This is a genomic window from Actinomadura sp. NAK00032, from assembly GCF_013364275.1.
Lineage (GTDB): Bacteria > Actinomycetota > Actinomycetes > Streptosporangiales > Streptosporangiaceae > Spirillospora.
Map to the genome: position 1 here is coordinate 3,330,953 of NZ_CP054932.1, position 25,938 is coordinate 3,356,890.

General features: G+C 75.3%; 24 protein-coding genes. 18 read left to right on the forward strand and 6 right to left on the reverse strand.

Going from position 1 to position 25,938, the window contains the following annotated elements:
- The first annotated feature begins 34 nt into the window (after positions 1-34).
- The 5 genes from HUT06_RS15625 to HUT06_RS15645 are packed head-to-tail and all read left to right on the forward strand — an operon-like array spanning position 35 to position 6,322.
- Positions 35-2,719 (forward strand): type 2 lanthipeptide synthetase LanM family protein, encoded by a 2,685-nt coding sequence (locus HUT06_RS15625; RefSeq protein WP_176196402.1) that lies wholly within the window; start codon positions 35-37, stop codon positions 2,717-2,719.
- A 33-nt stretch (positions 2,720-2,752) separates the two neighbouring features.
- The gene (locus tag HUT06_RS15630) at positions 2,753-4,012 is read left to right on the forward strand and encodes a DegT/DnrJ/EryC1/StrS aminotransferase family protein (RefSeq protein WP_217711309.1); all 1,260 of its coding nucleotides are present in this window, start codon (positions 2,753-2,755) and stop codon (positions 4,010-4,012) included.
- A complete protein-coding gene (locus HUT06_RS15635) occupies positions 4,012-4,941 on the forward strand; it encodes a sulfotransferase (RefSeq protein WP_176196404.1) in 930 nt (309 codons plus the stop codon). The genes HUT06_RS15630 and HUT06_RS15635 overlap by 1 nt, the downstream gene beginning before the upstream one ends.
- Positions 4,941-5,708, forward strand: coding sequence for an SDR family NAD(P)-dependent oxidoreductase (locus HUT06_RS15640; RefSeq protein ID WP_176196405.1), 768 nt, complete (start codon positions 4,941-4,943; stop codon positions 5,706-5,708). Before HUT06_RS15635 ends, HUT06_RS15640 begins: the two co-directional genes overlap by 1 nt.
- Before the next feature lie 14 nt (positions 5,709-5,722).
- Positions 5,723-6,322, forward strand: a complete 600-nt coding sequence (locus tag HUT06_RS15645; protein WP_176196406.1) for a nitroreductase family protein — start codon at positions 5,723-5,725, stop codon at positions 6,320-6,322.
- Here HUT06_RS15645 and HUT06_RS15650 read toward each other — a convergent pair.
- Positions 6,319-7,329: a DUF2332 domain-containing protein gene (locus HUT06_RS15650; RefSeq protein ID WP_176196407.1), complete on the reverse strand. Its 1,011-nt coding sequence runs from the start codon at positions 7,327-7,329 to the stop codon at positions 6,319-6,321. The two genes, HUT06_RS15645 and HUT06_RS15650, sit on opposite strands and share 4 nt — an antisense overlap.
- A gap of 78 nt (positions 7,330-7,407) precedes the next feature.
- Between HUT06_RS15650 and aroC the strand changes: the two genes are divergently transcribed.
- Genes aroC through aroQ form a run of 4 tightly spaced genes read left to right on the forward strand, consistent with a single transcriptional unit; the run spans position 7,408 to position 10,623 of the window.
- The gene (aroC, locus tag HUT06_RS15655; protein ID WP_176196408.1) at positions 7,408-8,586 is read left to right on the forward strand and encodes a chorismate synthase; all 1,179 of its coding nucleotides are present in this window, start codon (positions 7,408-7,410) and stop codon (positions 8,584-8,586) included.
- An 8-nt stretch (positions 8,587-8,594) separates the two neighbouring features.
- On the forward strand, positions 8,595-9,113 hold the full coding sequence (locus tag HUT06_RS15660) for a shikimate kinase (RefSeq protein WP_176196409.1): 519 nt from the start codon (positions 8,595-8,597) through the stop codon (positions 9,111-9,113).
- On the forward strand, positions 9,110-10,183 hold the full coding sequence (gene aroB / locus HUT06_RS15665; RefSeq protein ID WP_176196410.1) for a 3-dehydroquinate synthase: 1,074 nt from the start codon (positions 9,110-9,112) through the stop codon (positions 10,181-10,183). The genes HUT06_RS15660 and aroB overlap by 4 nt, the downstream gene beginning before the upstream one ends.
- Positions 10,180-10,623, forward strand: coding sequence for a type II 3-dehydroquinate dehydratase (gene aroQ / locus HUT06_RS15670; protein ID WP_176196411.1), 444 nt, complete (start codon positions 10,180-10,182; stop codon positions 10,621-10,623). Before aroB ends, aroQ begins: the two co-directional genes overlap by 4 nt.
- An 18-nt stretch (positions 10,624-10,641) precedes the next feature.
- Here aroQ and HUT06_RS15675 read toward each other — a convergent pair whose 3' ends face one another.
- Positions 10,642-11,217, reverse strand: coding sequence for a TetR/AcrR family transcriptional regulator (locus HUT06_RS15675; RefSeq protein ID WP_176196412.1), 576 nt, complete (start codon positions 11,215-11,217; stop codon positions 10,642-10,644).
- Positions 11,218-11,314: 97 nt separating this feature from the next.
- Here HUT06_RS15675 and HUT06_RS15680 point away from each other — a divergent pair, with 97 nt between their 5' ends.
- From HUT06_RS15680 to HUT06_RS15690, 3 genes are all read left to right on the forward strand, one after another.
- Entirely contained in the window at positions 11,315-11,761 is a 447-nt protein-coding gene (locus HUT06_RS15680; RefSeq protein ID WP_176196413.1) for a PaaI family thioesterase, read from the forward strand.
- 32 nt (positions 11,762-11,793) lie between these two features.
- On the forward strand, positions 11,794-12,459 hold the full coding sequence (locus tag HUT06_RS15685; protein ID WP_176196414.1) for an enoyl-CoA hydratase-related protein: 666 nt from the start codon (positions 11,794-11,796) through the stop codon (positions 12,457-12,459).
- Between the two features lie 62 nt (positions 12,460-12,521).
- Positions 12,522-13,568, forward strand: coding sequence for an LLM class F420-dependent oxidoreductase (locus tag HUT06_RS15690; RefSeq protein ID WP_176196415.1), 1,047 nt, complete (start codon positions 12,522-12,524; stop codon positions 13,566-13,568).
- Positions 13,569-13,620: 52 nt separating this feature from the next.
- Here the strand turns inward: HUT06_RS15690 and HUT06_RS15695 are convergent, their stop codons facing one another.
- Complete coding sequence (locus tag HUT06_RS15695) at positions 13,621-15,099, reverse strand: flavin monoamine oxidase family protein (RefSeq protein WP_217711310.1); 1,479 nt, start codon at positions 15,097-15,099, stop codon at positions 13,621-13,623.
- Between the two features lie 150 nt (positions 15,100-15,249).
- Here HUT06_RS15695 and HUT06_RS15700 point away from each other — a divergent pair, with 150 nt between their 5' ends.
- From HUT06_RS15700 to HUT06_RS15725, 6 genes are all read left to right on the forward strand, one after another.
- Positions 15,250-16,341 (forward strand): Xaa-Pro peptidase family protein, encoded by a 1,092-nt coding sequence (locus HUT06_RS15700; RefSeq protein ID WP_176196416.1) that lies wholly within the window; start codon positions 15,250-15,252, stop codon positions 16,339-16,341.
- A 32-nt stretch (positions 16,342-16,373) separates the two neighbouring features.
- Positions 16,374-16,931, forward strand: a complete 558-nt coding sequence (gene efp, locus HUT06_RS15705) for an elongation factor P (protein ID WP_176196417.1) — start codon at positions 16,374-16,376, stop codon at positions 16,929-16,931.
- A 1-nt stretch (position 16,932) separates the two neighbouring features.
- Complete coding sequence (gene nusB, locus HUT06_RS15710; protein ID WP_176196418.1) at positions 16,933-17,349, forward strand: transcription antitermination factor NusB; 417 nt, start codon at positions 16,933-16,935, stop codon at positions 17,347-17,349.
- Between the two features lie 738 nt (positions 17,350-18,087).
- Positions 18,088-18,873 carry a methyltransferase domain-containing protein gene (locus HUT06_RS15715; RefSeq protein WP_176196419.1) on the forward strand — a complete coding sequence of 262 codons (786 nt, stop codon included), beginning with the start codon at positions 18,088-18,090 and terminating at the stop codon, positions 18,871-18,873.
- 2 nt (positions 18,874-18,875) lie between these two features.
- Positions 18,876-20,141, forward strand: coding sequence for a DNA polymerase IV (locus HUT06_RS15720; protein WP_176196420.1), 1,266 nt, complete (start codon positions 18,876-18,878; stop codon positions 20,139-20,141).
- A 147-nt stretch (positions 20,142-20,288) separates the two neighbouring features.
- Positions 20,289-20,684, forward strand: a complete 396-nt coding sequence (locus HUT06_RS15725) for a DUF3040 domain-containing protein (protein WP_176201389.1) — start codon at positions 20,289-20,291, stop codon at positions 20,682-20,684.
- 474 nt (positions 20,685-21,158) lie between these two features.
- Here HUT06_RS15725 and HUT06_RS15730 read toward each other — a convergent pair whose 3' ends face one another.
- Genes HUT06_RS15730 through HUT06_RS15740 form a run of 3 tightly spaced genes read right to left on the reverse strand, consistent with a single transcriptional unit; the run spans position 21,159 to position 25,936 of the window.
- Complete coding sequence (locus HUT06_RS15730) at positions 21,159-23,639, reverse strand: DUF3488 and transglutaminase-like domain-containing protein (RefSeq protein WP_254715200.1); 2,481 nt, start codon at positions 23,637-23,639, stop codon at positions 21,159-21,161.
- Positions 23,636-24,886 (reverse strand): DUF58 domain-containing protein, encoded by a 1,251-nt coding sequence (locus HUT06_RS15735; RefSeq protein WP_176196421.1) that lies wholly within the window; start codon positions 24,884-24,886, stop codon positions 23,636-23,638. Before HUT06_RS15735 ends, HUT06_RS15730 begins: the two co-directional genes overlap by 4 nt.
- A 3-nt stretch (positions 24,887-24,889) precedes the next feature.
- Positions 24,890-25,936, reverse strand: a complete 1,047-nt coding sequence (locus HUT06_RS15740; RefSeq protein ID WP_254715201.1) for a MoxR family ATPase — start codon at positions 25,934-25,936, stop codon at positions 24,890-24,892.
- Positions 25,937-25,938: the final 2 nt, after the last annotated feature.

Genomic DNA, 25,938 nt, shown 5'->3' on the forward strand with positions numbered 1-25,938 from the left:
GGGAGAAGGCCGGCGACCCGCCGGGTGACGGCGGATGAGCACCCCGACCGCGGCCCGCCCCGGCGCCCCCGGCGACCTGGACGGCCTCGGCCTGCTGGAGATCGCACGGCCCCTGATCGGCGCCGCCCGGGACGACCTGCGCGACCGGCTCGCCGCCGGCCCGCCGCTCCCGGACGGCCTGGCCGGCCTGCCCGGCCTGCTGCCGCGCGACCCGCCGCTCGGCTGGCTCTCGATGGCCCTCCAGCCGGCGCTGGCCCGGGAACTCGCCGCCGCGCGCCGCCGCGGCCTGCCCGGCGACACCCCCGAGCGGCGCCATGACGCGTTCACGGCGACCCTGCGCGACCCGGCGGAGGCGCGCCGGATCTGGGCGCGGTACCCCGTCCTCGCCCGGCAGGCCGCCCGCCTGCTGGAGGCCTGGACCGCCGCCCGCGCGGCGTTCGCCCGCGACCTCGCCGCCGACCTTCCCGCGCTCACCGCGGCGTTCGGCGAGCTCGGCGCCGTCGCCGACGTCCGCTTCGGGTCCGAGGAGACGCACCGGGGCGGCCGGACGGTCGCGCTCGTCCGGTTCGAGCGCGGCACCCTCGTGTACAAGCCCCGCTGCCTGGCCGTCGACCACTGCTTCGACCGCCTCCTCGGCTGGTTCAACGCGTCCGGCGGCGTGCCGCACCCGCTGCGGCGGATCCGGCTGCTGGACCGCGGCGACCGCGGCTGGAGCGAGTACGTCGAGCCCGCCCCCTGCGCGCCCGAGCGGCTCCCGGCGTTCTTCTGGCGGATGGGCGCCCTGCTCGCGCTGACCCACGCCGTCCACGGCTACGACCTGCACGCCGACAACGTGATCGCCGCCGGGGCCGACCCCGTGGTGATCGACCTGGAGGCCCTGTTCCACACCGAGGGGACGCAGCCGATGGCGCGCCGCGCCCGGCTCGGCGACCCCGCCGCCGAGCGGCTGGCCGCGTCCGTGCTGCGCACCGGCCTGCTCCCCGGCCCGCTCGTGATGCCGGACACCGGCACCGAGCTGCCCTTCGGCGTCGACATCAGCCCGCTCGGCATCGCCCCCGGCCGCCGCTCCCTCATCCCGACGCCGGTCGTCGAGCACGCGGGCACCGACGAGATGCGCGCCGGGCTCGGCTACCGGGACGTCCCCGCGCCCGCCGGGCGGCTGCGCCTGCCGGACGGCGGCACCGCCGACCCCCGCGCGCACCGTGACGCGCTCACCGCCGGGTACGCCTTCGCCCACCGGCGCCTGGCCGCCGCGGGAACGGCCCTGCTCGCGCCGGGCGGGCCCCTGGACGGCTGCGCGGACGTCCCGGTGCGGCTGATCCAGCTGTCGACGTTCCTCTACGTCCGGCTGCTGCTGGAGGGCTGGCGGCCGGAGGCGGCGCGCGACCCCGCCGTCCACGAGCGCGGCCTCGCCCGGCTCGACGCGGGCTGGCCCGGCGTCCCGCACCGCGCCGCGCTGATCGCGGCGGAGAAGGCGGCGCTGCGGCGCGGCGAGGTGCCCGTGTTCGAGATCCGCCCCGGGCACCGCGACCTGTGGCTGGAGGACGGCACGCGGCTGCCCGGCGTCCTGCCCGCCGCGCCGCTGGCGGAGACCGCGGCCCGTCTCGCCGGGCTGCGCGCGGAGGGCGCCGCCGCCCAGCTGGAGACCATCGACGCGAGCCTGGCCGCGCTCGACACCCGCCCGCGCGCCGGGCACCGCGTCCCCGCGCCGCCGGACGGCGACCCGGTGCGCGGCGCCCTCGCCATCGCCCGGCGGCTGGACGAGACCGCCGTCCGCGACGGCGACCGCGTCGGCTGGCCGACCATCGAGGTCGTCGACGCCGCGTCCCGCCGGGTCGCGCCCGCCGGACTCGACCTCTACGGCGGCCTGCCCGGCATCGGCCTGTTCCTGACCTACCTGTCCGCCGTCACGGACGAGCCCTGGGCCGCCCGCCTCGCCGAGCGGGTCGCCGACGAGGTCGCCGTGCGCCTGCGCGCCGGAGCGGACGTCCCCGCACTCGGTCCCGTCTACCACCTGGCGCACGCCGCCGCCGTCCACCGCCGCCCCGACCTGGCCGAGGCGGCGCGCGACGCGCTGCTCACCGCCCCCTCCCCGCCCGGCCCGGACGTCCTGGACGGCGAAGCGGGCATGCTCCTGTCCGCGCTCGCGCTGCACGCCGTCCTGCCCGCAGAGCAGGTGCGCGACGCGGCACGGGCGTCCGGGGAGCGGCTCATGGCCATGGAACCCGCCGGGCCCGGCCTCGGCTACGGCGCGCCCGGCGCCGCGCTCGCCCTCGCCCGCCTGCACGGCCTGCTCGGCGACCCCCGCCACGCCGCCCGCGCGAAGGCGCTCGCCGTCCCGCCGGAGGACCCCGAGCCCGGCTGGTGCCAGGGCGCCGCCGGCACCGGCCTCGCCCTCGCCGACCTCCTCGCCCGGCCCGGATGCGCCGCTCCCGAACTGGAGCGTTCCCTCGACGCCGCCGCCGCGACGGCCCGCTCCGCCGCCGCCGCCGGCCTCCCCGACGACGCGCTCTGCCACGGCGCGTCCGGGCTCACCGACCTGCTCGCCGCCCTCGGCGAGGACGCCCCCGCCCCGCCCGGCGGCCCGTGGCGCACCGCCCTGCCCGCCCCCGCCCCCGGCCTGCTCGCCGGCCTGTCCGGCATCGGCTACGGGCTGCTGCGCCGCGCCCGCCCCGCCGGCGTGCCCGCCGTGCTCGCCCTGGCGCCCCCGCACTCCTGAGCGATGCTCCCGTTCCCCGTGGAGGAGACGAACATGACCGTGGACGTCCAGCCCGGCCTGCTCGCCATCGACGGCGCCGCGCCGGTGCGCACCGACCCCTGGCCGACCTACGACAAGGGCGACGTCTTCATCGACGAGGACGACCTGCGCGACGCGCTCGACGCGATCCGCGACCGGCTCTACTTCCGCTACGACCACCGCCCCCACGCCGAGACCCGCACCGGCCTGCTCGAACGGGACCTGTGCGGCTACTTCGGCGTCCCGCACGCGCTGGCCTGCGCCAGCGGCACCGCCGCGATCACGCTCGCGCTGCTCGCCCTGGACCTGCCGCCCGGCTCCCGCGTCGCCTGCCCCGCCTTCACCTTCGCCGCGACGCCCAGCGCGGTGCTGCTCGCCGGGCACCGGCCCGTCCTCGTCGAGTGCGACGACGACCTGCACCTGGACGTCGCCGACCTGCGCCGCCGCCTCACGGGCGACGTCCGCGCGGTCGTCGTCGTGCACATGCGCGGGTTCGCCTCCGACATGGACGCGATCTGCGCGCTCGCCCGCGAGCGCGGCATCCCCGTCGTCGAGGACGCGGTGCCCGCGCTCGGCGCCCGGCTCGGCGGCCGCCTCCTCGGCACGATCGGCGACGCGGGCGCGTTCAGCACCCAGTCCGACAAGTCGCTCAACACCGGCGAGGGCGGGTTCCTGCTCGCCCGCGACCCGTCCGTGCACGCCCGCGCGGTCGTCTACTCCGGCGCCTACGAGGGCCGGATGGCGCGGCACTTCGACGGCGCGCCGCCGCCCGTCGACGACCTGGCCCTGCCGATCTTCGGGCTGCGGATGGACGAGATCCGCGCCGCGCTCGCCCGCCCGATGCTGCGCCGCCTGCCCGAGCGGCTCGCCGCCCACCACCGCAACTACGACGACGTCGCGGGACGGCTCGCGGACGTGCCCGGCCTCGCGCTGCGCCGCCCCGTCGCCGACGGCGCCTACCTCGGCGAGGCGCTGGTGTTCCGGCTGCCGGGCGCGGGCGCCCGCCGCACCGCCTGGGCCGCCGCCGCGCTGCGCGCCGAGGGCATCGACGCCCGCGCCCTCGGCGACCCCGGCGACACCAACGTCCGCGCGTTCTGGAACTGGCGGTTCCTGTTCCCCGACGCCGAGCGCGCCCGCGCCGAGTACCCCGCCACGGCCGCGCGGCTGGACGAGTCGATCGACATCCCGCTGTCGGCGAACCTCACCGCGCGGGACCGCGACCACGTCGTCGAGGCCGTCCGGAAGGTCGTCGGCTCCGGCGCCGGGCGCCGCTGATGGTCCGCGTCCTGTACGTGACGGGCTGGTGCCGCAGCGGCACCACCCTGCTCGGCAACCTGCTCGGCGAGCTGCCGGGCGCCGTCCACGCCGGCGAGCTGCGCTACCTGTGGACGAACGGCGTCCTCGGCCGCGGCACCAACACCCTGTGCGGCTGCGGGCGGGACGTCCCGGCGTGCCCGCTGTGGAAGGGCGTCATCGCCCGGCTCGCCGGCGGCGACCCCGCCTGGCACGCCGAACGCGCCGTCGCGCGGCAGCGGGCCGCGCTGCGGACCCGGCACACCGGCCGCCGGCTCGCCGAGGCGCGGCACGTCCGCGCCGCGCACCCGGCCGTCGCCGACCTGGTCCGGCTGTACGAGGCGATCGCGGCGGAGTCCGGCGCCGGGCTGATCGTCGACACCGGCAAGTTCCCCGCCGAGGCCGCCGCGCTGTGCGGCGCGCCCGGCGTCGACGCCCGCGTGCTGCACGTCGTCCGGGACCCGCGCGCCACCGCCGAGTCGTGGCGGCGCGCGAAGGACTACATCCCGGCGATGGGCCCCGCCCGCAGCACCGCCTACTGGACGGGCTTCAACCTCGCGTCCGAGCGCGTCGCCCGCGCGTTCCCCGAGCGCTGCCTGCGGCTGCGCTACGAGGACTTCACCGCCGACCCGCGCGCCGAACTGGCGCGGGTGATGGCGCACGCCGGCCTCACCGGCGACCCGCCCGTGGACGGCGCCGGCACCGCCCGGCTCGGCGTCAACCACACCGTGACCGGCAACCCCGACCGGCTGCGGCACGGGCCGGTCCGGATCCGGGAGGACGACGCGTGGGTGCGCGCCCAGCCCGCGCCCGCCCGCGCCGTCGCCACCGTCCTCGCGCTGCCGCTGCTGGCCCGCTACCGCTACCCGCTGCGGCCGACCCCGGCCGCCCGCATCCCCGCGGAGGCCTGATGGATCTCGGACTGCGCGGCCGGGTCGCGCTGGTCGCCGCCGCGACCAGCGGCCTCGGCCTGGCCACCGCCCGCGAGCTCGCCGCCGCCGGCGCCGACGTCGCGTTCTGCGGGCGCGACGAGGCGCGGCTGGAGGCGGCCCGCGAGGAGATCGACGCGGCCGGGCCGGGACGCGCCGTCGCGACCCGGCTCGACGTCCGCGACCACGAGGCGGCGGCCGCCTGGGTCGACCGCACCGCCGCCGGCCTCGGCGGGCTGCACGTCCTGGTCACCAACGCGGGCGGGCCGCCGGCCGGCCCCGCCCTCGGGTTCGGCCTCGACGCCTACCGCGACGCCGTCGAGCTGTGCGTGCTGTCGCACATCGCGCTCGTCCAGGCCGCCGTCCCGCATATGCGCGACGCCGGCTGGGGCCGCGTCCTGATGATCGCGTCGGAGACGATGCGGCAGCCGGCGCCGGAACTCGCCCTGTCCGGCACCGTGCGGCCCGCGCTCGCCGGGTTCGCCAAGGCGCTCGTCCGCGAGCTCGGCCCGGCCGGGACCACCGTCAACGTGCTGGCGCCCGGCTACCACCTCACCCCCGCCGTGGAGGCGCTCCTCGGCGCCGACCGGGAGGCGGGCCTGGCCGGGATCGCCGCGGGCATCCCGCTCGGCCGGCTCGGCTCGCCCGCCGACTTCGGCGCCGCCGCCGCGTTCCTCGCCAGCGAGCGGGCCGGCTTCATCACCGGGACGACGCTGCTGGTCGACGGCGGCCTCACCCAGGGCATCTGAGAACGGAGGCACGAGTGGAGTTCGACGACGTCCTCGCGGCGCGGCGGATGGTGCGCCGCTACCGCACCGACCCCGTCCCGCCGGAGACCGTGGAGAAGATCGCCCGGACGATCCGCAGGGCGCCGAGCGCCGGGTTCAGCCAGGGCCACCGCCTCGTCGTCGTCACCGAGCGCGCCGCCCGCGAGCGCGTCGCCGAACTCGCCGAGGAGTCCCGCTACCCGGAGAAGTGGCTGTCGGTCGCGCCGGTGCTGATGGTGCTCGGCATCCGCGAGGACGACTACCACGACCGCTACACCCGCCCCGACAAGCTCATCGACGGCAAGGAGATGGAGTGGCCCGCCCCCTACTGGTGGGTCGACTCCGGGGCGTTCCTCATGCTGGTCCAGCTCGCCGCGATCAACGAGGGCCTCGCGACGGGGTTCGCGACCGTCCGCCACAAGGAGGGGCTCAAGAAGCTGCTCGGCCTCCCGGACGACATCGCCGTGGTCGGCGTCGCCACGATCGGCCACGCCCGCGAGGACGCCGTGCCCCCGGCCGACACCGCCCGGCTGCGGTCGATGGCGAAGCCCTACGGCGACCTCGTGCGCCGCGAGTCGTGGGCGGACCCGCGCTAGAACCAGGTCGTCGGCAGGCCGTGCGACGGGCCCTCGCCGAGGATCCGGCGCTCCCCGCCCGGCCACAGCCGCAGCGCCACGACGTGCGCGACGCTGAGGCGCGAGGCGTCCCGGCCCTCGAACGACAGGTGCGCGACGGGGGCGCCCCCGGTGGCCGCCGCGCCGGCGTCCTCGATGTGCCGGGCGACGCGCGCCGACTCGTCCGCCGACAGGTAGGCGCGCATCGTCGAGTGCCACACCACCGTGGCCGTGCCCGGCTCGGGGGCCAGGCCGTCGAGGAAATCGGCCGCGCCCGCCCGGACGACCTCCACCGGGACCCGCGCCGCCACCTCGAACGCCGCCCGCAGCCGCGCCACCCGCCCCGCCTGGTCGGGCCACACGTACGACAGGAGCCGCCGCTGCGCCCCGGGCGACGCCGCGTCGAGCGGGTTCGGGTCGCAGCCGCGCCGCCGCACGACGGCCAGCGGCGCGTCCACCGGCGGCAGGCCCCGCCACGCGCCGGGCAGCACGACCGGCGACTCCGGCCCGTACACGCCGCCGTCGTGGCCGAACCGGAAGTGGTCGGCGCGCAGGTTCAGGCCCGCGCTCGCACCGATCTCCAGCAGCCGGACCGGCAGCCCGCCCGTCGCCGCGCTGATCGCGAGGAGGCCGCCGACCAGCGGAGCAGACCGTCCCACCTCGTTCGTCTGCGGCGGATCGGTCAGGCCCGTGCGGATCTCCGCCGCGTGCTCGGCCAGCACGTCCCGGAACGCGGGCCAGGCCTGCAGCGGGTCCCGCGTCCCGCCGGCGGTCGGGTAGTAGGCGGCCAGGTCCGGCGCGCGGCCCTCCAGCACGAGCCGGTGCACCGTCCCGAGCATGCCCAGGATGAAGCCGGAGCCCCGGTGCTCCCCGAGCACGCCCGCCGCGGCGCCGCCCGGGTCGTCGGCCGCCCGCGCGAGCAGCTCCGCGTACATCGGCGATCCCAGCTGCGCGCACGCCCGCGCCTGCGCGAGCAGTTGCTCCCTCACCCGCTCCCTCACCGCGCCAGCCTCTCAGATGGTGGACGCCGTCACGGGCGCACGCGCGGAGTCAATAGGATCGTGGCCATGCTGCGCTGGTTGACCGCGGGGGAGTCCCACGGCCCGGCCCTGACCGCGATCGTGGAGGGGCTGCCGGCCGGTGTGCGCGTGACCTCGGGGGACATCGCCGAGGAACTGCGCCGCCGCCGGCTCGGGCACGGGCGGGGCGCCCGGATGAAGTTCGAGCAGGACGAGGTGACGATCCTCGGCGGCGTCCGCCACGGGGTGACGCTCGGCGGGCCGGTCGCGATCGAGGTCGGCAACACCGAGTGGCCCAAATGGGAGACGGTCATGTCGGCCGACCCCGTCGACGCCGACGTGCTCGCCGCCCAGGCGCGCAACGCGCCGCTGTCGCAGCCCCGGCCCGGCCACGCCGACCTCGTCGGCATGCAGAAGTACGGCTTCGACGACGCCCGCCCCGTGCTGGAGCGGGCGAGCGCCCGGGAGACCGCCGCCCGCGTCGCGCTCGGCACCGTCGCCAAGGCGTTCCTCAAGCAGGCCCTCGGCGTGGACGTCCTCAGCCACGTGATCGCGCTCGGCGAGGTCGAGGCCCCCGCGGGCGTCCTGCCCGGGCCCGGCGACCTCGCCCGGGTGGACGAGAGCCCCGTCCGCTGCTTCGACGCCGACGCCTCCGCGGCGATGGTCGCGCACATCGACGAGACGAAGAAGGCCGGCGACACCCTCGGCGGCGTCGTCGAGGTCCTCGCCTACGGGCTGCCGCCCGGCCTCGGCAGCCACGTCCACTGGGACCGGCGGCTCGACTCGCGGCTCGCCGGGATCCTGATGGGCGTCCAGGCGATCAAGGGCGTGGAGCTCGGCGACGGGTTCACCACCGCCCGGCGCCCCGGTTCCCGCGCGCACGACGAGATCGACGGCACCCCCGAGGGCGTCCGCCGCCGGACGAACCGCGCGGGCGGCGTCGAGGGCGGCATGACGACCGGCGAGGTGCTGCGGGTGCGTGCCGCGATGAAGCCGATCTCGACCGTCCCCCGGCGCCTCGACACCATCGACGTCAAGACCGGCGGGCCCGCCAAGGCCATCAACCAGCGCAGCGACGTCACCGCCGTCCCGGCCGCCGGGGTCGTCGCCGAGGCGATGGTCGCGCTCGTCCTCGCCGACGCGGCGCTGGAGAAGTTCGGCGGCGACTCCGCCGCGGAGACCGCCCGCAACCTGCGCGGCTACCTGTCCGCCCTGACGATCAAGTGAGCGGGACCATGCGACCGAAGGCAGTCATCATCGGGCCGCCCGGCTCGGGCAAGACCACGATCGGCGGCGCGCTCGCCGCCCGGCTCGGCGTCGCGCTGCGCGACACCGACGCCGACGTCGAGGCCGCGGCGGGCAAGCCGATCGGCGAGATCTTCATCGACGACGGCGAGGACCGCTTCCGCGAGCTGGAGCGCGCCGCCGTCGCGGCCGCCCTCGCCGAGCACCCGGGCGTCGTCGCGCTCGGCGGCGGCGCCGTCCTCGCCGCCGAGACCCAGGAGCTGCTCGCCGGGCACAGCGTCGTCTACCTGCGGGTCGGGCTGTCCGAGGCGATCAAGCGGGTCGGCCTCGCGTCCGCCCGCCCGCTGCTGGTGCTGAACCCGCGCAGCCAGATGCGCAAGCTCCTGGAGGAGCGCCTGCCGATCTACGAGCGCCTCGGCACCGTCACCGTCGACACCGACGGCCGCGAGCCCGCCGAGATCGTCGAAGAGATCGCCAAGGGCCTGGACACGGGCGGGGAGGGCGCGTGACGCCGGGGCGGGTGCACGTCGGCGGGGCCGACTCCTACGACGTCGTCATCGGGACCGGCGTCCTCGGCGAGCTGCCCGCGATGGTCGGCGACCGCGCCCGCACCGTCGCCGTCGTGCACGCCGAGGGGCTCCCGGAGATCGCCCGCCCGGTGTGCGGCGCCCTCGAACAGGCCGGGTACGCCGTCCACGCGCTGCCCGTCCCCGACGGCGAGGCCGCCAAGGAGGTCGGCGTCCTCGCCGGGCTCTGGTCGTCCTTCGCCCGGCTCGGCATGACCCGCACCGACGTCGTCGTCGGCGTCGGCGGCGGCGCCACCACCGACCTCGCCGGGTTCGCGGCGGCGTCGTGGCTGCGCGGGGTGCGGGCGGTGCTCGTCCCGACCACGCTGCTCGGCATGGTGGACGCGGCGGTCGGCGGCAAGACCGGCATCAACGTCCCCGAGGGCAAGAACCTCGTCGGCGCGTTCCACCCGCCCGCCGGCGTCCTGTGCGACCTCGCCACGCTGGTGACGATGCCGCACGAGGACTACATCAGCGGCCTCGCCGAGATCATCAAGGCCGGGTTCATCGCCGACACCGCGATCCTCGGCCTCGTCGAGGACGACCCGAAGGGCGCCGCGTCCCCGGACGGCCCGCACACCCGCGAGCTGGTCGAGCGGGCGGTCAGGGTCAAGGCCGACGTCGTCTCGGCCGACCTCAGGGAGAGCGGGCTCCGCGAGATCCTCAACTACGGCCACACCCTCGCGCACGCCATCGAGAAGGCCGAGGAGTACCGGTTCCGGCACGGCCACGCCGTCGCGATCGGCATGGTCTACGCCGCCGAGCTCGCCCGCCTCGCCGGCCGGCTGCCCGCCGGCGCCGTCCAGCGGCACCGCGACGTCCTGGCCTCGGTCGGCCTGCCGGTCTCCTACGCCGCCGACTGGACCGGCCTGCGCGCCACCATGGCCATCGACAAGAAGTCGCGCGGGACGACGCTCCGCTTCGTCGTCCTGGACGGCATCGGGCGGCCGGGCCGCCTCGAGGGCCCGGACGAGGACCTGCTCGCCGCCGCCTACCGGGAGATCACCCCATGACCCGCGTGCTCGTCCTGAACGGCCCGAACCTGCGCCGCCTCGGCGTCCGCGAGCCCGACACCTACGGCACGACGAGCTTCGACGACCTCGCCGCCCTGTGCCGCGACACCGGCCGCCGCCTCGACCTGAGCGTGGAGTTCCGGCAGACCGACGACGAGGCCGAGCTGGTCCACTGGGTGCACGAGGCCGCCGACGAGCGCGTCCCGATCGTGCTGAACCCGGCCGCGTTCACGCACTACTCCTACTCGCTGCGCGACGCCCTCGCCCAGCGCACGGCGCCGCTCATCGAGGTCCACATCACCAACCCGGCGACGCGCGAGGAGTTCCGCCACACCTCGGTCGTCGCCGGCGTCGCCACCGGCACCATCGCCGGGTTCGGCCCCATGTCCTACGTCCTGGCCCTCCAGGCCGTGGCCGAACTCGTCGCCGAGAGCTCCTGACCCGGCCGGAGGGCGCCGTCAGTCCTCCGTGACCGCCTGCCTGGTCATCTCCTTGAGCTCGGCGACCACGTCGTCCAGCGGGGCCACGTCGCGGTGGGCGCGGCACAGGATGGTGGCCCCCTCGACGGCGGCGACGATGAGGCGGGCCAGCCGCGCGGCGCGCTCGTCGGGGACGCCGGCGTTGCCGAGGCCCGTGGCGAGGGTGTCCTGCCAGCGGCCGAACACCGCCGCGGCCGCCTTCGCGAGCTGCGGGGCGTCGTCGTGGGCCTCCACGGTGACCGCGACGACGGGGCAGCCCGCGCGGAACTCGCTCTTGACCAGGACCTGCCGCCACCAGCCGACGAAGGCGTCCACGGCGGACGCGGCGTCGCCGCCCTCCGTCGCGGCGAGGATGCCGGCGTTGAGGAACTCGCCGGCGTAGCGGACGGCCTCCTCGGCGAGCTGCGCCTTGCCGTCCGGGAAGTGGTGGTAGATCGACCCGCGCGGGGCGCCGCTGTGCGCGATGACGTCGCGGAACCCGGTGCCGCTGTAGCCGCGCTCGCGGAAGAGGTAGGCGGCGCTGCGCACCATGCGTTCCCGGCTGTCGGTCCCCATGGCTCGATTATGACATTCATCATATGGTGCTCGCGTTGCCCATGACGGACGTCATAGAACATGGTTCCTATGACGGACGTCCTACCGAGGGAGCGGGATGGAGAGCACGGCGGGCCTTGAGCAGCTGAAGGAGCTGCTCACCATGGGCGCGGAGAAGGGATACGGCATCGGGGCGCTGCTCGGCATGACCGCCGAGAGCCTGGAACCCGGACGGGTCGTGTTCGCCCTCACGCCCCGCACCGACTTCAGCAACCCCCTCGGGACGGTGCACGGCGGCATCATGTCGACGCTGCTCGACTCGGCGATGGGGTGCGCGGTGCACACGTCGCTGCCGGAGGGCGCGAGCTACACGACGCTGGAGCTCAAGGTGAACTTCGTGCGGGCGGTGCCGCTGGAGGGCGGCCGGCTGGTGTGCGAGGGGACGGCCGTCCACGTCGGGCGCAAGGTCGCGACGGCCGAGGGGCGCATCACCAACGCCGACGGCAAGCTCGTCGCGCACGGCACGACGACCTGCATGGTCCTCCCCGCGGCTACCCGCGAGTAGGGTTCGCTCAGGCACGGATGAAGGAGAGCCACGTGATCGACCTCCAGCGCGACGGAGACGTGTACGTCCTGCGGTTCGACGCCGGCGAGAACCGGTTCAGCCCCGACTTCCTCGGCGCCGTCGAGGACGCGCTCGACACGGTGGCGAAGAACGACGGGCCGGGCGCCCTGGTCACCGTCGGCAGCGGCAAGTTCTACTCCAACGGCCTCGACCTGGAGTGGCTCGGCGCCAACCAGGACAGGTTCGAGGAGTACCTCGGGCGCGTCCACGGCGTGTTCGCCCGCGTCCTGGAGCTGCCGATGCCGACGTTCGCGGCGGTCAACGGGCACGCGTTCGCCGGTGGCGCGATGCTCGCGCTCTGCCACGACACCGTGGTCATGCGCACCGACCGCGGCTACTTCTGCCTGCCCGAGGTCGACCTCGGCATGAGCTTCACGCCCGGCATGAACGCCCTGCTGAAGGAGCGGCTGCCGACGGCCACCGCGCACGAGGCCATGCTCACCGGGCGCCGCTACACCGCGGAGCAGGCGCGGGAGGCCGGGATCGTCCAGCGGACCGCCGCCGAGGACGAGGTCCTGCCCGCGGCCGTCGAGCTGGCGGCGTCGGCGGCGGGCCGGGGCGGCGGGACGGTCGCCAGGATCCGCGCCGACCTGTACCGGCCGGTGCTGGACGCGCTGCACGGTCCCGCGCTGCCCTGACCGGCGGCCGGCGGGATAGGTTACGTTCGACTGGAATCGGATTCGGTTAGGGAGGATGCCTGATGCGCATCGGGATGGCGCTCAGCTACTCGGGCGGTTTCAAGGAGACCGTCGAGGAGCTGGCCGACTACGAGAAGGCCGGTCTCGACATCGTCTATATCGCGGAGGCCTACAGCTTCGACGCGGTGAGCCAGATGGGCTACATCGCCGCCAGGACCGAGCGGCTGGAGATCGCCTCCGGCATCCTCAACATCTACTCGCGCACGCCGACGGCGATGGCGCAGACCGCCGCCGGCCTGGACTACGTCTCCGACGGCCGGTTCACGCTCGGCATCGGCGCGTCCGGGCCGCAGGTCATCGAGGGCTTCCACGGCGTCCCCTACACCGCGCCGCTCGGCCGCACCCGCGAGGTCATCGAGATCTGCCGCAAGGTCTGGCGGCGCGAGCGGCTCCAGTACGAGGGCAGGCACTACACGCTGCCGCTGCCCGCCGACCAGGGCACCGGCCTCGGCAAGCCGCTGAAGCTCATCAACCACCCGGTGCGCGCCGACATCCCGATCCTGGTCGCCGCGATCGGCCCGAAGAACGTCGAGCAGACCGCCGAGATCGCCAACGGCTGGGAGCCGATCTTCTACATGCCGGAGAAGGCCGCGGACGTGTGGGGCGCCTCCCTCGCCGCGGGCAAGGCCCGCCGCGACCCCGCGCTCGGCGAGCTGGACGTGGTCGGCCAGGCCGCGCTCGCCATCGGCGACGACGTGCGGGGCTACCTGGAGTTCGGCCGCCCGATGGCGGCGCTCTACATCGGCGGCATGGGAGCCAAGGGCAAGAACTTCTACAACGACCTCGCCCGCCGGTACGGCTTCGAGAAGGAGGCCGAGGAGATCCAGGACCTGTACCTGGACGGCAAGAAGGACGAGGCCGCCGCGAAGGTCCCGCAGGAGCTGCTGGAGAAGATGTCCCTCATCGGCTCCGAGGGGCACGTCCGCGAGCGGCTCGCCGCGATGAAGGAGTCCGGGATCACGACGCTGAACGTGTCCCCGATCGCCGGCGACCACAAGGGCCGGCTCGCCCTGATCGAGAAGGTCAAGGAGATGGCCGCCGAGGTGTGAGCGGCGGGGTGTGAGCGGCGGGGCGGGCCGGCACCGGCCCGCCCCCGCGCCGTCACAGCGCCGCGTGGACCTCCCTGGCGACGCGCTCGCCGGAGCGGACCGCGCCGTCCATGTAGCCCGTCCAGTAGTCGGACGTCTCGGTGCCCGCCCAGTGGATCCGGCCGCACGGGGCGCGCAGCGCCGGGCCGAACGCGGTCAGCGCGCCGGGCGGCGCGATGCCGACCGGGCCGCCGCCGCTCCACATCTCGTTGTCCCAGCGCTGGAACGCCGTGATCCGCGGGCTCGCGGCCTTGTCACCGAACAGCGTGGTGAACGACGCGAGCCCCGCCGCCCGGACCTCGTCGGCGGACGCGCCGTCCAGCCTGCGGATGTTCGCCTGGTTCATGAAGCCCATCAGGATGCCGCGCGACCCGTCCGGCGGGCTGTTGTCGAAGGTCGCGTCGATGGCGCCGCTGTCGGCGACGGCCTGCCCGGTGAGGCCGTCCGCCCGCCAGAACGGCGTGTCGTAGACGCCGACGAACTTGGCGATCGACCCCATCGGGTAGCGCTGCATGAGCTGCGCCCTGCTCGCGGGCAGCCCCGGCGAGTAGTCGATCCTCCCGGCGATCGCGGGTGACATCGCGACGACGACCCGCTTCGCCGACACCGTGATCCCGTCCGCGGTGACGGTGACGCCGTCCGCGCCGGTCGCGATCGACCGCACCGGCGCGTTGTAGCGGACGATGTCGCCGAGCTTCGCCGCCAGCCGGACCGGCACCTCCTGCGACCCGCCGACGAACCGCGACTCCTGCGCGCCGTCCTTGGTGTTGATCAGCCGGTCGACCGTCCCGGGGGTGCTCTCGTTGCCCGCCGAGGCCGCGTAGTTCAGCAGGTACAGCAGCGAGATCTCCTGCGAGCGCATCGACAGCGTCGAGGAGGCGAACGCGTCCATCAGGAACCGGGCGCCGCTGCTCAGCGAGTTGGACCGCGACCAGGTGTAGAAGGTCTGCGCGTCCCACTCCTCGGCCCTCGCCGCCTTCCACGGCTCGCCGACCGGGATGTCCTTGATCATGCCGCCGAGCTTGAGCAGCGCCAGCTCCAGGTCGATCACGCCCCAGTCCGGCGGGACCGCGCCGAGCAGGCCGTCGGTGGCGTACAGGGACCGCTTGCCGTCGCGGTAGTAGACGTTCTTGCCCTCGTTGTAGGTCTTGAAGGTCGCGACGCCCATGTCCTTGGCCAGCGCGGCGATGCGGTCCTGCGTCGGGCCGATGAACTCGGCGCCGCCCTCGCTGGTGGTGCCGTCGCCGAGCGGCAGCCCGTACACGCGCCCGCCGGGGCGCTCGCGGGCCTCCAGGACGAGCACGGACCGGCCGGCGGCGGCCAGGTCGCGCGCGGCGGTGAGACCGGACAGGCCGGCCCCGACGATCACCACGTCGGTGCTGACGGGCGCGGTGCGGGCGGCGGCGGACGGCGCCGCGGCGGCGGAGGCGACGGCGCCGGCCGCGGTGAGCGCGCCCGTGCCGAGCAGTCTGCGGCGGCTGACTCGGGTCAAGGGGATCCCTCCTGGGGGAAGACCAGAAGCGGGGGACGGAAGATCACACGGCAGCTCACGCTAGGCCGGACCTCGACCCGAAGTCGAGGGTTCTTCATGTTTCGTGACCGCGTCGAGACGGCCTCCCGGCGATCATCTAGAGTCCTGGCCATGGGGGAGACGCACATCGCGCGGCGCCGCCGGCTCGCCGCGCTCGCCGCCGACCGCGGCCTGGCCGCCGCGCTGGTGACCCGGCTCGTCAACGTCCGCTACCTGACCGGCCTCGACAGCTCGCGCGCGGCGCTGCTCGTCCCGGCGGACGGCGCGGCCGTCCTCGCGACCGACGTCCGGTACGCCGGCATGGCCGCCGAGGTCTGCCCGGACCTGCCGGTCGTCGTCGACCGGCAGGTCGCCGCCGCGCTGATCAAGCGGGCCGCCGCGGACGGCCACGGCCGGCTCGGCTTCGAGGCCCACGACATCACCGTCGAGCAGCACACCGCCCTCCGCGAGGAGGCCGGCAAGCTCGACTCGCCGGTCGAACTCGCGCCGCTCGGCCACCTCGTCGAGGAACTGCGCATGGTCAAGGACGAGGAGGAGATCGGCCTCCTGCGCGAGGCGTGCGCCATCACCGACCGCGCCTTCGAGGCCGTCCTCCCCGAGATCCGCGCCGGCGTCACCGAGCGGGCCGTCGCGATCGCCCTCGAACGGGCCATGGTCGACCTCGGCGCCGAGCGCCCCGCGTTCGAGTCGATCATCGCGTCCGGGCCGAACGGCGCCGTCCCGCACCACCACCCCGGCGGCCGCGAACTCCAGGCCGGCGACCTCGTCACCATGGACTTCGGCGCCCTCTACGGCGGCTACCACGCCGACATGACCCGCACCGTCGCGATCGGCGAGCCCGCCGGCTGGCAGCGCGACCTCTACGACCTCGTCCATCAGGCGCAGCGGGCCGGGATCGCCGCCGCCGCACCCGGCGCGGACACCAAGGACGTCGACGCCGCCGCCCGCCAGATCATCGCGGACGCGGGCCACGGCGAGGCGTTCGGCCACGGCCTCGGGCACGGCGTCGGCCTGGAGATCCACGAAGCGCCGCTCATGGGGTACGACCAAACCGGTAAACTGCTGGACCGGGTTCCGATCACCGCGGAGCCGGGGGTCTACCTCGCGGGCCGGGGCGGGGTCCGCATCGAGGACACGTTGGTGGTCCGGGCGGACGGCCCCGAGCTCCTCACCACAACGACGAAGGACCTGCTCGTCCTGTAGGCGCGCGGGTCCGCGACCGGGAGAAACAGCCAGTGGCGACGACGAACGACCTGAAGAACGGCATGACGCTGAACCTCGACGGCCAGCTCTGGACCGTCCTGGAGTTCCAGCACGTCAAGCCAGGCAAGGGCGGCGCGTTCGTCCGCACCAAGCTCAAGAACGTGCTGTCCGGGAAGGTCGTCGACAAGACCTTCAACGCCGGCACCAAGGTCGAGGTGGCGAGCGTCGACAAGCGGGAGATGCAGTACCTCTACCGCGAGGGCGAGGACTTCGTCTTCATGGACACCGAGACCTACGACCAGCCGCACATCCCCGCGGCCGTCGTCGGCACCGCCGCGGACTACCTGCTCCCCGAGCAGAACGCCGTGATCGCCTTCAACAACGAGAACCCGCTCTACGTCGAGCTGCCCGCCGCCGTCGTGCTGCAGATCACCGAGACCGAGCCCGGCCTGCAGGGAGACCGCTCCACCGGCGGCAGCAAGCCCGCCACCCTGGAGACCGGCGCCCAGATCCAGGTCCCGCTGTTCATCACCACCGGCGAGAAGGTCAAGGTCGACACCCGCTCCGGCGAGTACCTCGGCCGCGCCTGAGATGGCGGCACGCACCAAGGCGCGCAAACTCGCCCTGGACATCCTGTTCGCCGCGGAGCTGCGCGAAGAGGAGCCCACGGCCGTCCTCGCCGGCCGCGGCCGCCCCAACCAGGACGAACTGGCCGAATACCCGCACGCCGTCCGCCTCATCAAGGGCGTCCAGGAGCACCGCGACCGCATCGACGACCTCATCGCCACCTACGCCACCGGCTGGACCCTGGAACGCATGCCCGCCGTCGACCGCAACATCCTCCGGATGGGCGCCTACGAACTCCTCTGGGTCGACGACGTCCCCGACGGCGTAGCGGTCAGCGAGGCCGTGGGCCTGGCCACCGAACTCTCCACCGACGAATCCCCCCGCTTCGTCAACGGCCTCCTCTCCCGCCTGCAACACCTGAAGCCCTCGCTGAGTTTGTAACCCAGGGGGGCGACCCCCTGGAACCCCCGCCCGGTCGGCGGGCCGTTTCCCCGATCCGCTGGCGCGTCTCGGTGAAACAGCCCGCCGACCGTCGGGTCGGGCGACCTCCGGGCGCTGGGCGCCCTCCGGCCGCCCGACCCGTGAGTGGTGGCTGGGCTTCGAACCTGGGGGTGTCGCTTTGCATGAACCGTGACTGGGGGCACGGGCAGGCACGCGGAGTGAGCGCTAGCGAGCGCAGCGGGCATGCCCGTCGAGCCGGGCGACCGCAGCGACACGACACCGGCCCGCACGGTCACGACGACGGAAACCGTGGCGTGAGGATCGACCGGCTCGCAACGGGGGTTCCAAGGGGTCGCCCCCCTGGGCAAACACAGCACGGGCAGGCACGCGGAGTGAGCGCTAGCGAGCGCAGCGGGCATGCCCGTCGAGCCGGGCGACCGCAGCGACACGACACCGGCCCGCACGGTCACAGCGACGGAAACCGTGGCGTGAGGATCGACCGGCTCGCAACGGGGGTTCCAAGGGGTCGCCCCCCTGGGCAAACACAGCACGGGCAGGCACGCGGAGTGAGCGCTAGCGAGCGCAGCGGGCATGCCCGTCGAGCCGGGCGACCGCAGCGACACGACACCGGCCCGCACGGTCACAGCGACGGAAACCGTGGCGTGAGGATCGACCGGCTCGCAACGGGGGTTCCAGGGGGTCGCCCCCCTGGGCAAATACAGCCTAGGCTGGGGCGGGATGAGTGACGTTAGGGGAGTGGTCGTGACCGGCCGGCAGCAGAAGCGGGTGCGGGGCGGCAGTCGGGTGCGCAGTGCGGTGCTGTGGGAGGCCCTGCGCGCCGTTCTCGGCCGCATCACCCCTGAGGCCGGGCCGCGCGACGTGGTGGACGTCGGCGGTGGCACCGGCGGGTTCGCGGTGCCGCTCGCCGAGCTGGGGCACCGGGTCACGGTGGTCGACGCCAACCCGGACGCGCTCGCCGCGCTGGAGCGCCGCGCCGCCGAGTCCGGGGTGCGGGTCCGCGCGGTGCAGGGCGACGCCGTCGACCTGCCCGACCTGCTGGGCCCGGACGCCGCCGACCTCGTGCTGTGCCACAGCGTCCTGGAGTACGTCGACGACCCCGGCGCGGCGATGGCGGCCCTCACCGGCGCCGTCCGGCCGGGCGGTTCCGTCAGCGTGCTCGTCGCCGGGCAGGTCGCCGCGGCGCTGCACCGCGCCGTGGCCGGGCACTTCGACGACGCGCGGCGGGTGCTGACCGACCCCGCCGGGCGCTGGGGCGATGGCGACCGGATGCCGCGCCGCTTCACCCGCGAGACGCTGTCGGCGCTGGTGCGGGGCGCGGGCCTGCGGGTCGCCGAGCTGCACGGTGTCCGCATCTTCGCCGACCTGGTGCCGAGCGGCCTGCTGGACGGCGACTCCGACTCCGCCGACGCGCTGATCGCGCTGGAGTCGGTCGCGGCCGTCCACCCGGTCCTGCGGGACCTCGCCACCCAGCTGCACCTGGTGGCCGACAAGCCGGCCGGCTAGCCGTGAGCCGCAAGCAGCAGCTGCACCGGCCCGGGCCGCAGCCGGGCCCGCCCGCCGACGACACCGGCTGCCACATCCTGCACGTCGACATGGACGCGTTCTTCGTCAGCGTCGAGCTGCTCGAACGGCCCGAGCTGCGCGGGCGTCCGGTGATCGTGGGCGGCGCCGGGCCGCGCGGCGTGGTGTCCGCGGCGTCCTATGAGGCCCGCGCCTTCGGGGTGCACTCGGCGATGCCGATGACGCGCGCGCGGCGGCTGTGCCCGCAGGCGGTCGTGCTGCCGGTGAGCCACGGCAAGTACTCCCGCGTCTCCGCCGCCGTGTTCGAGATCTTCCGCTCGGTCACCCCGCTGGTGGAGGGCCTGTCGCTGGACGAGGCGTTCCTCGACGTGGCGGGCGCCCGGCGGCGGCTCGGCCGGCCCGCGCGGATCGCGCAGGTCATCCGCGAGCAGGTGCGCGACCAGCAGGGGATCACCTGCTCGGTCGGCGTCGCGAGCACGAAGTTCATCGCCAAGCTCGCCTCGACCCGGTGCAAACCGGACGGCCTGCTCGTCGTCCCCGCGGACGGCGCCGTCGACTTCCTGCACCCGCTGCCCGTCGCGTCCCTGTGGGGCGTCGGGGAGCGGACGGAGCAGACGCTCGTCCGGCTGGGCCTGCGGACGGTCGGGCAGCTCGCCCAGGTGCCGCTCCCCACGCTCCAGCGCGAGCTCGGCACCGCGCTCGGCGCGCACCTGCACGAGCTGGCCTGGGGCCGCGACGCGCGCGAGGTCGTCCCGGAGACGCCCGACAAGAGCATCGGCGCGGAGGAGACGTTCGACACCGACGTCGACGACCCGGAGGTCATCCGCCGGACGCTGCTGCGGCTGGCGGAGAAGACCGGCGAGCGGCTGCGCGCCGGCGGGAACGCGGGCCGGACGGTCAGCGTCAAACTGCGGATGGCGAGCTTCAAGACGATCACCCGGGCGCGGACGCTGAGCGAGCCGACCGACCTCGCCCGTGTGATCTATGTCACAGCATGCGAGCTGTACGAGGCGGCCGGGCTGGAACGGGTACGACTCCGACTGGTCGGCGTCCGGGTGGAGAACCTGGGCCCGGCCGGCGAGGCCCCCCGTCAGCTCGCCTTCGACGAGCCGGAACGCGGTTGGCGTGAGGCCGAGCGAGCCATGGACCAGGTCGCGCACCGGTTCGGCCGCGGCGCGGTCCGCCCCGCCGCGCTGGTGCGGCGCGCGGCGGACGGTGACGGACGGGACGGCAGGGACGGAAGACAATGAAAGAAGGCGGTGGGGTGACCGGCACCGGGCCCTCGGCGGGCCGTTCGCTTTCGTACGCTCGACAGTGCTCGTATTCTGGGCATATCACCGTTGACGTTCGCGTCCCGCATCGGATACCCCGTCGCGGAGCTGTCGTTGGGAGGTGCCGTGCCGCTCTCTGAGCACGAGCAGCGCATGCTCGAACAGATCGAATCGGCTCTGTACGCCGAGGATCCGAAGTTCGCTCACGCGGTTCGCTCGACCAACCCCCAGGTCCACTACAAGCGCCGGATCGTGAAGGCCGCCCTCGGCTTCGTCGTGGGCGTCTGCGCGCTGATGGCCGGCCTCGTGATCAACGAGGGCACGGTCACCATCGCGATCAGCGTGACGGGTTTCCTGCTGATGGTGGTCTGCTGCGTCTGGGCGCTGACGAGCTGGAAGCGCATGACGGGCATCGGCAACGAGCCCGCCCGCCCCGGCGGCGGCCGCGCCGCCCGCCCGGCCAAGGCGGGCTTCATGGAACGCATGGAAGAACGCTGGCGCCGCCGCACCGAGGGCGACTGACCGACGTCCGTAGCGGAGCGGAGGACGGCGGTCAGTCCTGCTCAGGCGGGGGTCTGGGGGTTGTCCCTCAGGAGTGATGCTGTCCGACGTCCGTAGCGGAGCGCTGGTGGAGCGGAGGGCGGCGGTCAGTCCTGCTCAGGCGGGGGTCTGGGGGTTGTCCCTCAGGAGTGACACTGACCGACGTCCGCAGCGGGGTGCTGGCGGAGTGGTGGGCGGCGGCTAGTCCTGCTTGTGCGGGGGCTGGAGGTGCCCCCAGGGAGTGACGCTGGCCGGTCGGTCTCCGTGGTGGAGCTCTAGCGAAGCGGAGAGCGACGGGGCTGCTGACCGGCGTCCGCAGTGTGGGCGGCGGTCAGTTCTGCTTCTGAGTGGGTGGAGTGACCGGCGCCCGTAGGGGATGAGGGTGTCGGTTTCGTTCTGGCTTGGGGGCGCCTCTGGGCGGCGGTCGGTCTTCAAGGGTGGGCGGCCCGGGTGCGTTTACTTGCGGCGGAGGCGGGACGGGAGGTCGTTGAGGCGGGCGGTGACGTCCAGGACGCGGTCTCCGGCGGTGCGGAGGGCCGTGCGTGTCTGCGCCATGGTCGACGGGGGCAGGAGCCGGGCGCGCCAGCGGGTGCGGCGGCCCACGGACGCGGCGAACGCCTCGCGGACGGTGCGGACGTCGGCGCGCAGCCGCTCCGCCGGCTCGGGGGAGCGGGACTGGGAGTAGCGGGCCAATTCCTCCGCGCGGGCGATGCGGGTGAGGGCCTGGGCGCCCGCCGCGTCCAGTTCCAGGAGTTCGCCGAGGCGGCGCGCGGTCGCGCGCGGGGAGTCGCTGGGCCGCCATTCGAGCCCGTGGTCGAGCGCGTCCGCGCGCATCTCCCGCCAGGCGGCGTGGGCCGCGCCCGCCGGGTCGGGGGCGGCCGCCGCCCGCGTCCGGGGGCGGGGCGGGGCGCCGGGCGGCGGCGGTGAGGGCGGCGGGGCCAGTGCGGCCCAGCGGCGGCGCCGGGTGATCATCCGCAGTGCCATGGGGACGCCCATCAGCAGCAGGACGAGCACGGTGCCCGCGAGCCAGGGGACGGCGGTGAAACCGTCCTCCTCGTCGTTCTGCGCGGTGGTGGTGCCGCCGGGGCCCTCGTCGTTGCGGTGCCGGGCGCCCGCGCCGGGCGCCGCGGTGGCCTCGCCGCCGGCGGCGGAGCTGTCCGGCGCCTGCGCGCCCGAGCTGTCGCTCCCGCCGCCGGTGCTGACGGCGGGCTGGCTGTAGGGCGGGGTGACGGCGGTGCCCTGCCCGGCGGCGCCGGCCGGGGTCGGCTCGAACCGCACCCAGCCGGTGCCCTGGAAGTACAGCTCCGGCCAGGCGTGCGCGTCCCGCGACCGGACGACCCATTCGCCCGGCCGGACCTCGCTGCCCGGCGTGTACCCCATCGCGACGCGGGACGGGATGCCGAGGATCCGGGCCAGCAGCGCCATCGACGCGGCGTACTGCTCGCAGTAGCCGCGCTTGCTGCGCAGCAGGAACTCGACGAGGTCGTTGCTGTGCTGCGGCGCCGGCGCGGACAGGTCGTAGGTGTACCCGCCGTCGACGGTGAACCAGCGCTGCAGCCGGACGGCCTGCGCGAGCGCGGTCGACGACCCGGCGGTGACCTGCTCGGCCAGCTGCCTGACCTCCTGCGGGATGTTCTTCGGGACGGCCGTGTAGTGCGCGACGATGTCGTCCGGGTAGCCGGCCGCGGCGGCGAGCTGCCCGCTGGTCGGGTCGGTGCGCAGGCTCTCGACGGTGTAGGCGCGGCCGCCCGCCGAGTCGCGCAGCGAGTAGACCATCAGCGACGAGGCGTGCACCCGCCAGTCGCCCTTGATCGACACGCTGGTCGGCGCGTACGGCACCGGCAGGAACGTCATGTTCCTGACCTCGGGGCGGACCCGCACCTCGGTCGTCACCTTGTGCACCCGGCCCATGGTCAGCCCGGGCGGCGGCGGGAGCGACCGCCCGTGCACCACCTTGTCCTTGCCGCTGCTCTTCAGCGGGCTGTAGGTCCACCGGTCGCCGTCGAACCGGTCCAGGGCGTACAGGCGCAGGTAGTCGGGACCGTCGGGGTCGTCGGTGCGGTAGGTGAGGACGACCGAGTCGTCCAGCCGGGTCAGCTCCCGCTTCAGGCTGACGAGGGGGTCGGGGGTGGTGACGGTGCGGGTGCCGCCGTTCCCGCCGTCGCCGAGGCCGAACATGCCGCGCGGCTCCAGGCCCGGCACCGCGGCCGGCAGCAGCACCGCGACGGCGACCGCGCCGACCGCGATCCGGCGGCCGCTCACCGCCAGCGGCGTCGCGTCGGGAGGCGCCGCCCCCGCGGCCGGAGGCGAGTCGGCGCCGGCGAGCGGGACCTCGCGGGGCCGCCGGTGGGTGGTGACCGTCCGGCCCCACCCGCCGACCTTCTCGCGGGCGTCGGCCATCAGCAGGCCGAGGAAGCCGAGCGCGCCCGCGCCGAACGCCAGCCAGCCGACGCCGTCCTCGCGGACGGCGGCGGGCACGCTGTACATGGCCAGCAGCGGCAGCCCGGCGGGCGCGGTGCGGTGCAGCCGGACGGCGAGCAGGTCGACCAGCGCCGCGACCAGCCCGATGCCGGTGGCGGTCAGCATCGCGATGCCCGGCAGCAGCGGGACCGGCGCCGCGTACCGGTTCGCGGCCTGCCAGCCGCCCCCGGCGAGGTCGCCGAGGTGCCGCAGCGACTCCGGCGACGGCACGAACGCCAGCCACGCCCTGTCGGAGGCGTACACGAGGTTGAGGTACAGCAGCAGCGCGGCCAGCCCGAACACGAGGTTCATCGGCGCGGGCAGCCGCAGCCGCCGCGACAGCATCCCGCCGCCGGCGACCGCGAGCACCGCGCCGAACCCCGCCCAGAACCAGCCGGACTTCTCGAACAGCGGGTAGAGGCCGAGGGAGCCGGCGAGCGTCGCCACCCCGGCCATGGCCGTCATCCGGATCCTCATGCACCGTCCCTGACGAAGTCCTCGCCGGCCTTGCCGGCCGCCGTCCACGCCTGCGCGAGCGCCGCGGCGGTGCGGACGGGCAGCACGCGCCAGCCCGCCGCGCGCAGCAGCCCCGCCGCCGCGTCCCGGTCGGCGCCGCCCGCCGGCCCGCCGCCGACGAGCACCGCCACGCGCGTGCCCTTGCCGCTGCGCACTTCGGCGACCGAGCGGGCCTCCTCGGCGGTCAGCGCGCCGAACACCGCGACGACCAGGCCCTCGCCCTCCCGGCCGCCGCCGCGCAGCGCGGTCAGCCCCGCCGACAGCGACCCGCCCTTGGACCGGCGCGCCACGGCGAGCGCGTCGAGCAGCAGCCCCTCGAAGGCGCCCTCGGACGGCGCGGCCGGCAGCGCCTCACCGGCGTCGGTGACGTACCGCAGGCTCATCCCGGTGCGGACGAGGTGCACGCCGATCGACGCGGTCGCCGACACGGCCTGCTCGAACGAGCCGCTCAGCCCCTCGCCCCAGTGCGCGGTGCGGCGGGTGTCGAGGAACAGCGTCCCGCTGCTCTGGAAGTGCTGCTCCTCGCGCCGGACCATCAACTCGCCGTGCCGGGCGGTGGACCGCCAGTGCACGCGGCGCAGGTCGTCGCCGTGCCGGTACTCGCGCGGGGCGGCGTCGTCCTCACCGGCGGCGGAGACCGCGCGGGCGACGCTGTCGCCGCCGCCCGTCCAGGCGCCCGACAGCCGGCTGTGCGGCAGCGGGACGATCGCGGGCGTCACGGTGAGGGTGTCGGACAGGCTGAACGAGCGCACCAGCTCCACCATCCCGAACGGGTCGGCGAGCCGGACCGTCAGCGGCCCGACGCGGTAGCGCCCGCGCACGTCCGAGCGGATCCGGTAGCCGAGCTGGCGGGAGCCGTGCGGCTCGATCCGCTCCAGCACGAACCGGGCCCGGCCGCCGAGCGCGTAGGGCACCCGGTCCTCCACCATGAGCAGCCCGCTCGGCAGCCGCGACACGTTCTCCAGCCGCAGGTCGACGCGGGACTCCCGGCCGACCGGCAGCCGCGCCGGCTCCAGCCGCCGCGCGCACGCGAGCCGGTACCGGGTCCGCGACACCGCGAGCATGCACAGCAGCGGCAGCACCAGCACGAGCACCCCGGCCCGCAGCAGGTCGCGCTCGCCGAGGACGACCGCGCACACGATCGCGGTCGCGCCGGCGGCCACGAAGGACCGCCCGCGCGTGGTGAGGCCGGCGAGCGCGCGTCGCACCGGTCACTTCCCGGGGGAGGGCACCGGCAGCCGCTTCACCAGTTCGGCGACGACCTGCTCGGGGCGGCGCCGCTCCACCTGGGCCTCCGGCGTCGGCAGCAGCCGGTGCGCGAGGACGGGGACGGCGAGTTCCTGGACGTCGTCGGGGACGACGTAGTCGCGGTCGTCGAGCGCCGCGTACGCGCGCGCCGCCCGCACCAGGTGCAGCGTCGCCCGGGGGGACGCGCCGAGCCGCAGCTCGGGGTGCTTGCGGGTGGCGGAGACGAGGTCGATCGCGTACTGCCGCACGGCCGGCGCGACGTGCTGGCGCCGCACCACCTCGATGAGGTCGCGGACGTCGGCGGCGTGCGCGACCGGGGCGAGCCGGTCGAGCGGGGACGCCTGGCCGTGCGTGTCGAGCATCTCCAGCTCGGCGGCCGGGTCGGGGTACCCCATCGAGATGCGGGCGGTGAACCGGTCGCGCTGCGCCTCCGGCAGCGGGTAGGTGCCCTCCATCTCCACCGGGTTCTGCGTGGAGATCACCATGAACGGCGGCTCCAGCGCGTAGGTGGTGCCGTCCACCGTGACCTGCCGCTCCTCCATGCACTCCAGCAGCGCCGACTGCGTCTTCGGGGACGCGCGGTTGATCTCGTCGCCGACCACGATGTTGGCGAACACCGGGCCCGGCTTGAACTCGAACTCGCGCAGCTCCTGGTTGTAGGCGCTGACGCCGGTGATGTCGCTGGGCAGCAGGTCCGGGGTGAACTGGACGCGCCGCACCGAGCAGTCGACCGAGCGCGCGAGCGCCTTGGCCAGCATCGTCTTGCCGACCCCGGGGACGTCCTCGATCAGCAGGTGCCCCTCCGCCAGCAGCACCGTGAGCGCGAGCCGCACCACCGAGGGCTTGCCCTCGATGACGGTCTCCACCGCGTCCCGGATCTTGTTCGCGACATGGGCGAGCCCGTCGAGCCCGCGGCCGGCCCCCTCGCCTCCCGAGGCGCGCCGCCGGGCCGGGTGGGAAGCCGGTGGGTCGGTCTCCATGAACGACTCTCCGTGCGTGCCTACTGCCACCA

Excerpts from the sequence above, each read along its gene's own strand:
- HUT06_RS15625 (WP_176196402.1), top strand. The coding sequence starts at position 35 with ATGAGCACCCCGACCGCGGCCCGCCCCGGCGCCCCCGGCGACCTGGAC.
- HUT06_RS15630 (WP_217711309.1), top strand. The coding sequence starts at position 2,753 with ATGACCGTGGACGTCCAGCCCGGCCTGCTCGCCATCGACGGCGCCGCG.
- HUT06_RS15635 (WP_176196404.1), top strand. The coding sequence starts at position 4,012 with ATGGTCCGCGTCCTGTACGTGACGGGCTGGTGCCGCAGCGGCACCACC.
- HUT06_RS15640 (WP_176196405.1), top strand. The coding sequence starts at position 4,941 with ATGGATCTCGGACTGCGCGGCCGGGTCGCGCTGGTCGCCGCCGCGACC.
- aroC (WP_176196408.1), top strand. The coding sequence starts at position 7,408 with ATGCTGCGCTGGTTGACCGCGGGGGAGTCCCACGGCCCGGCCCTGACC.
- HUT06_RS15660 (WP_176196409.1), top strand. The coding sequence starts at position 8,595 with ATGCGACCGAAGGCAGTCATCATCGGGCCGCCCGGCTCGGGCAAGACC.
- aroQ (WP_176196411.1), top strand. The coding sequence starts at position 10,180 with ATGACCCGCGTGCTCGTCCTGAACGGCCCGAACCTGCGCCGCCTCGGC.
- HUT06_RS15675 (WP_176196412.1), bottom strand. The coding sequence starts at position 11,217 with ATGGGGACCGACAGCCGGGAACGCATGGTGCGCAGCGCCGCCTACCTC.
- HUT06_RS15680 (WP_176196413.1), top strand. The coding sequence starts at position 11,315 with ATGGAGAGCACGGCGGGCCTTGAGCAGCTGAAGGAGCTGCTCACCATG.
- HUT06_RS15690 (WP_176196415.1), top strand. The coding sequence starts at position 12,522 with ATGCGCATCGGGATGGCGCTCAGCTACTCGGGCGGTTTCAAGGAGACC.
- HUT06_RS15700 (WP_176196416.1), top strand. The coding sequence starts at position 15,250 with ATGGGGGAGACGCACATCGCGCGGCGCCGCCGGCTCGCCGCGCTCGCC.
- nusB (WP_176196418.1), top strand. The coding sequence starts at position 16,933 with ATGGCGGCACGCACCAAGGCGCGCAAACTCGCCCTGGACATCCTGTTC.
- HUT06_RS15715 (WP_176196419.1), top strand. The coding sequence starts at position 18,088 with ATGAGTGACGTTAGGGGAGTGGTCGTGACCGGCCGGCAGCAGAAGCGG.
- HUT06_RS15730 (WP_254715200.1), bottom strand. The coding sequence starts at position 23,639 with ATGAGGATCCGGATGACGGCCATGGCCGGGGTGGCGACGCTCGCCGGC.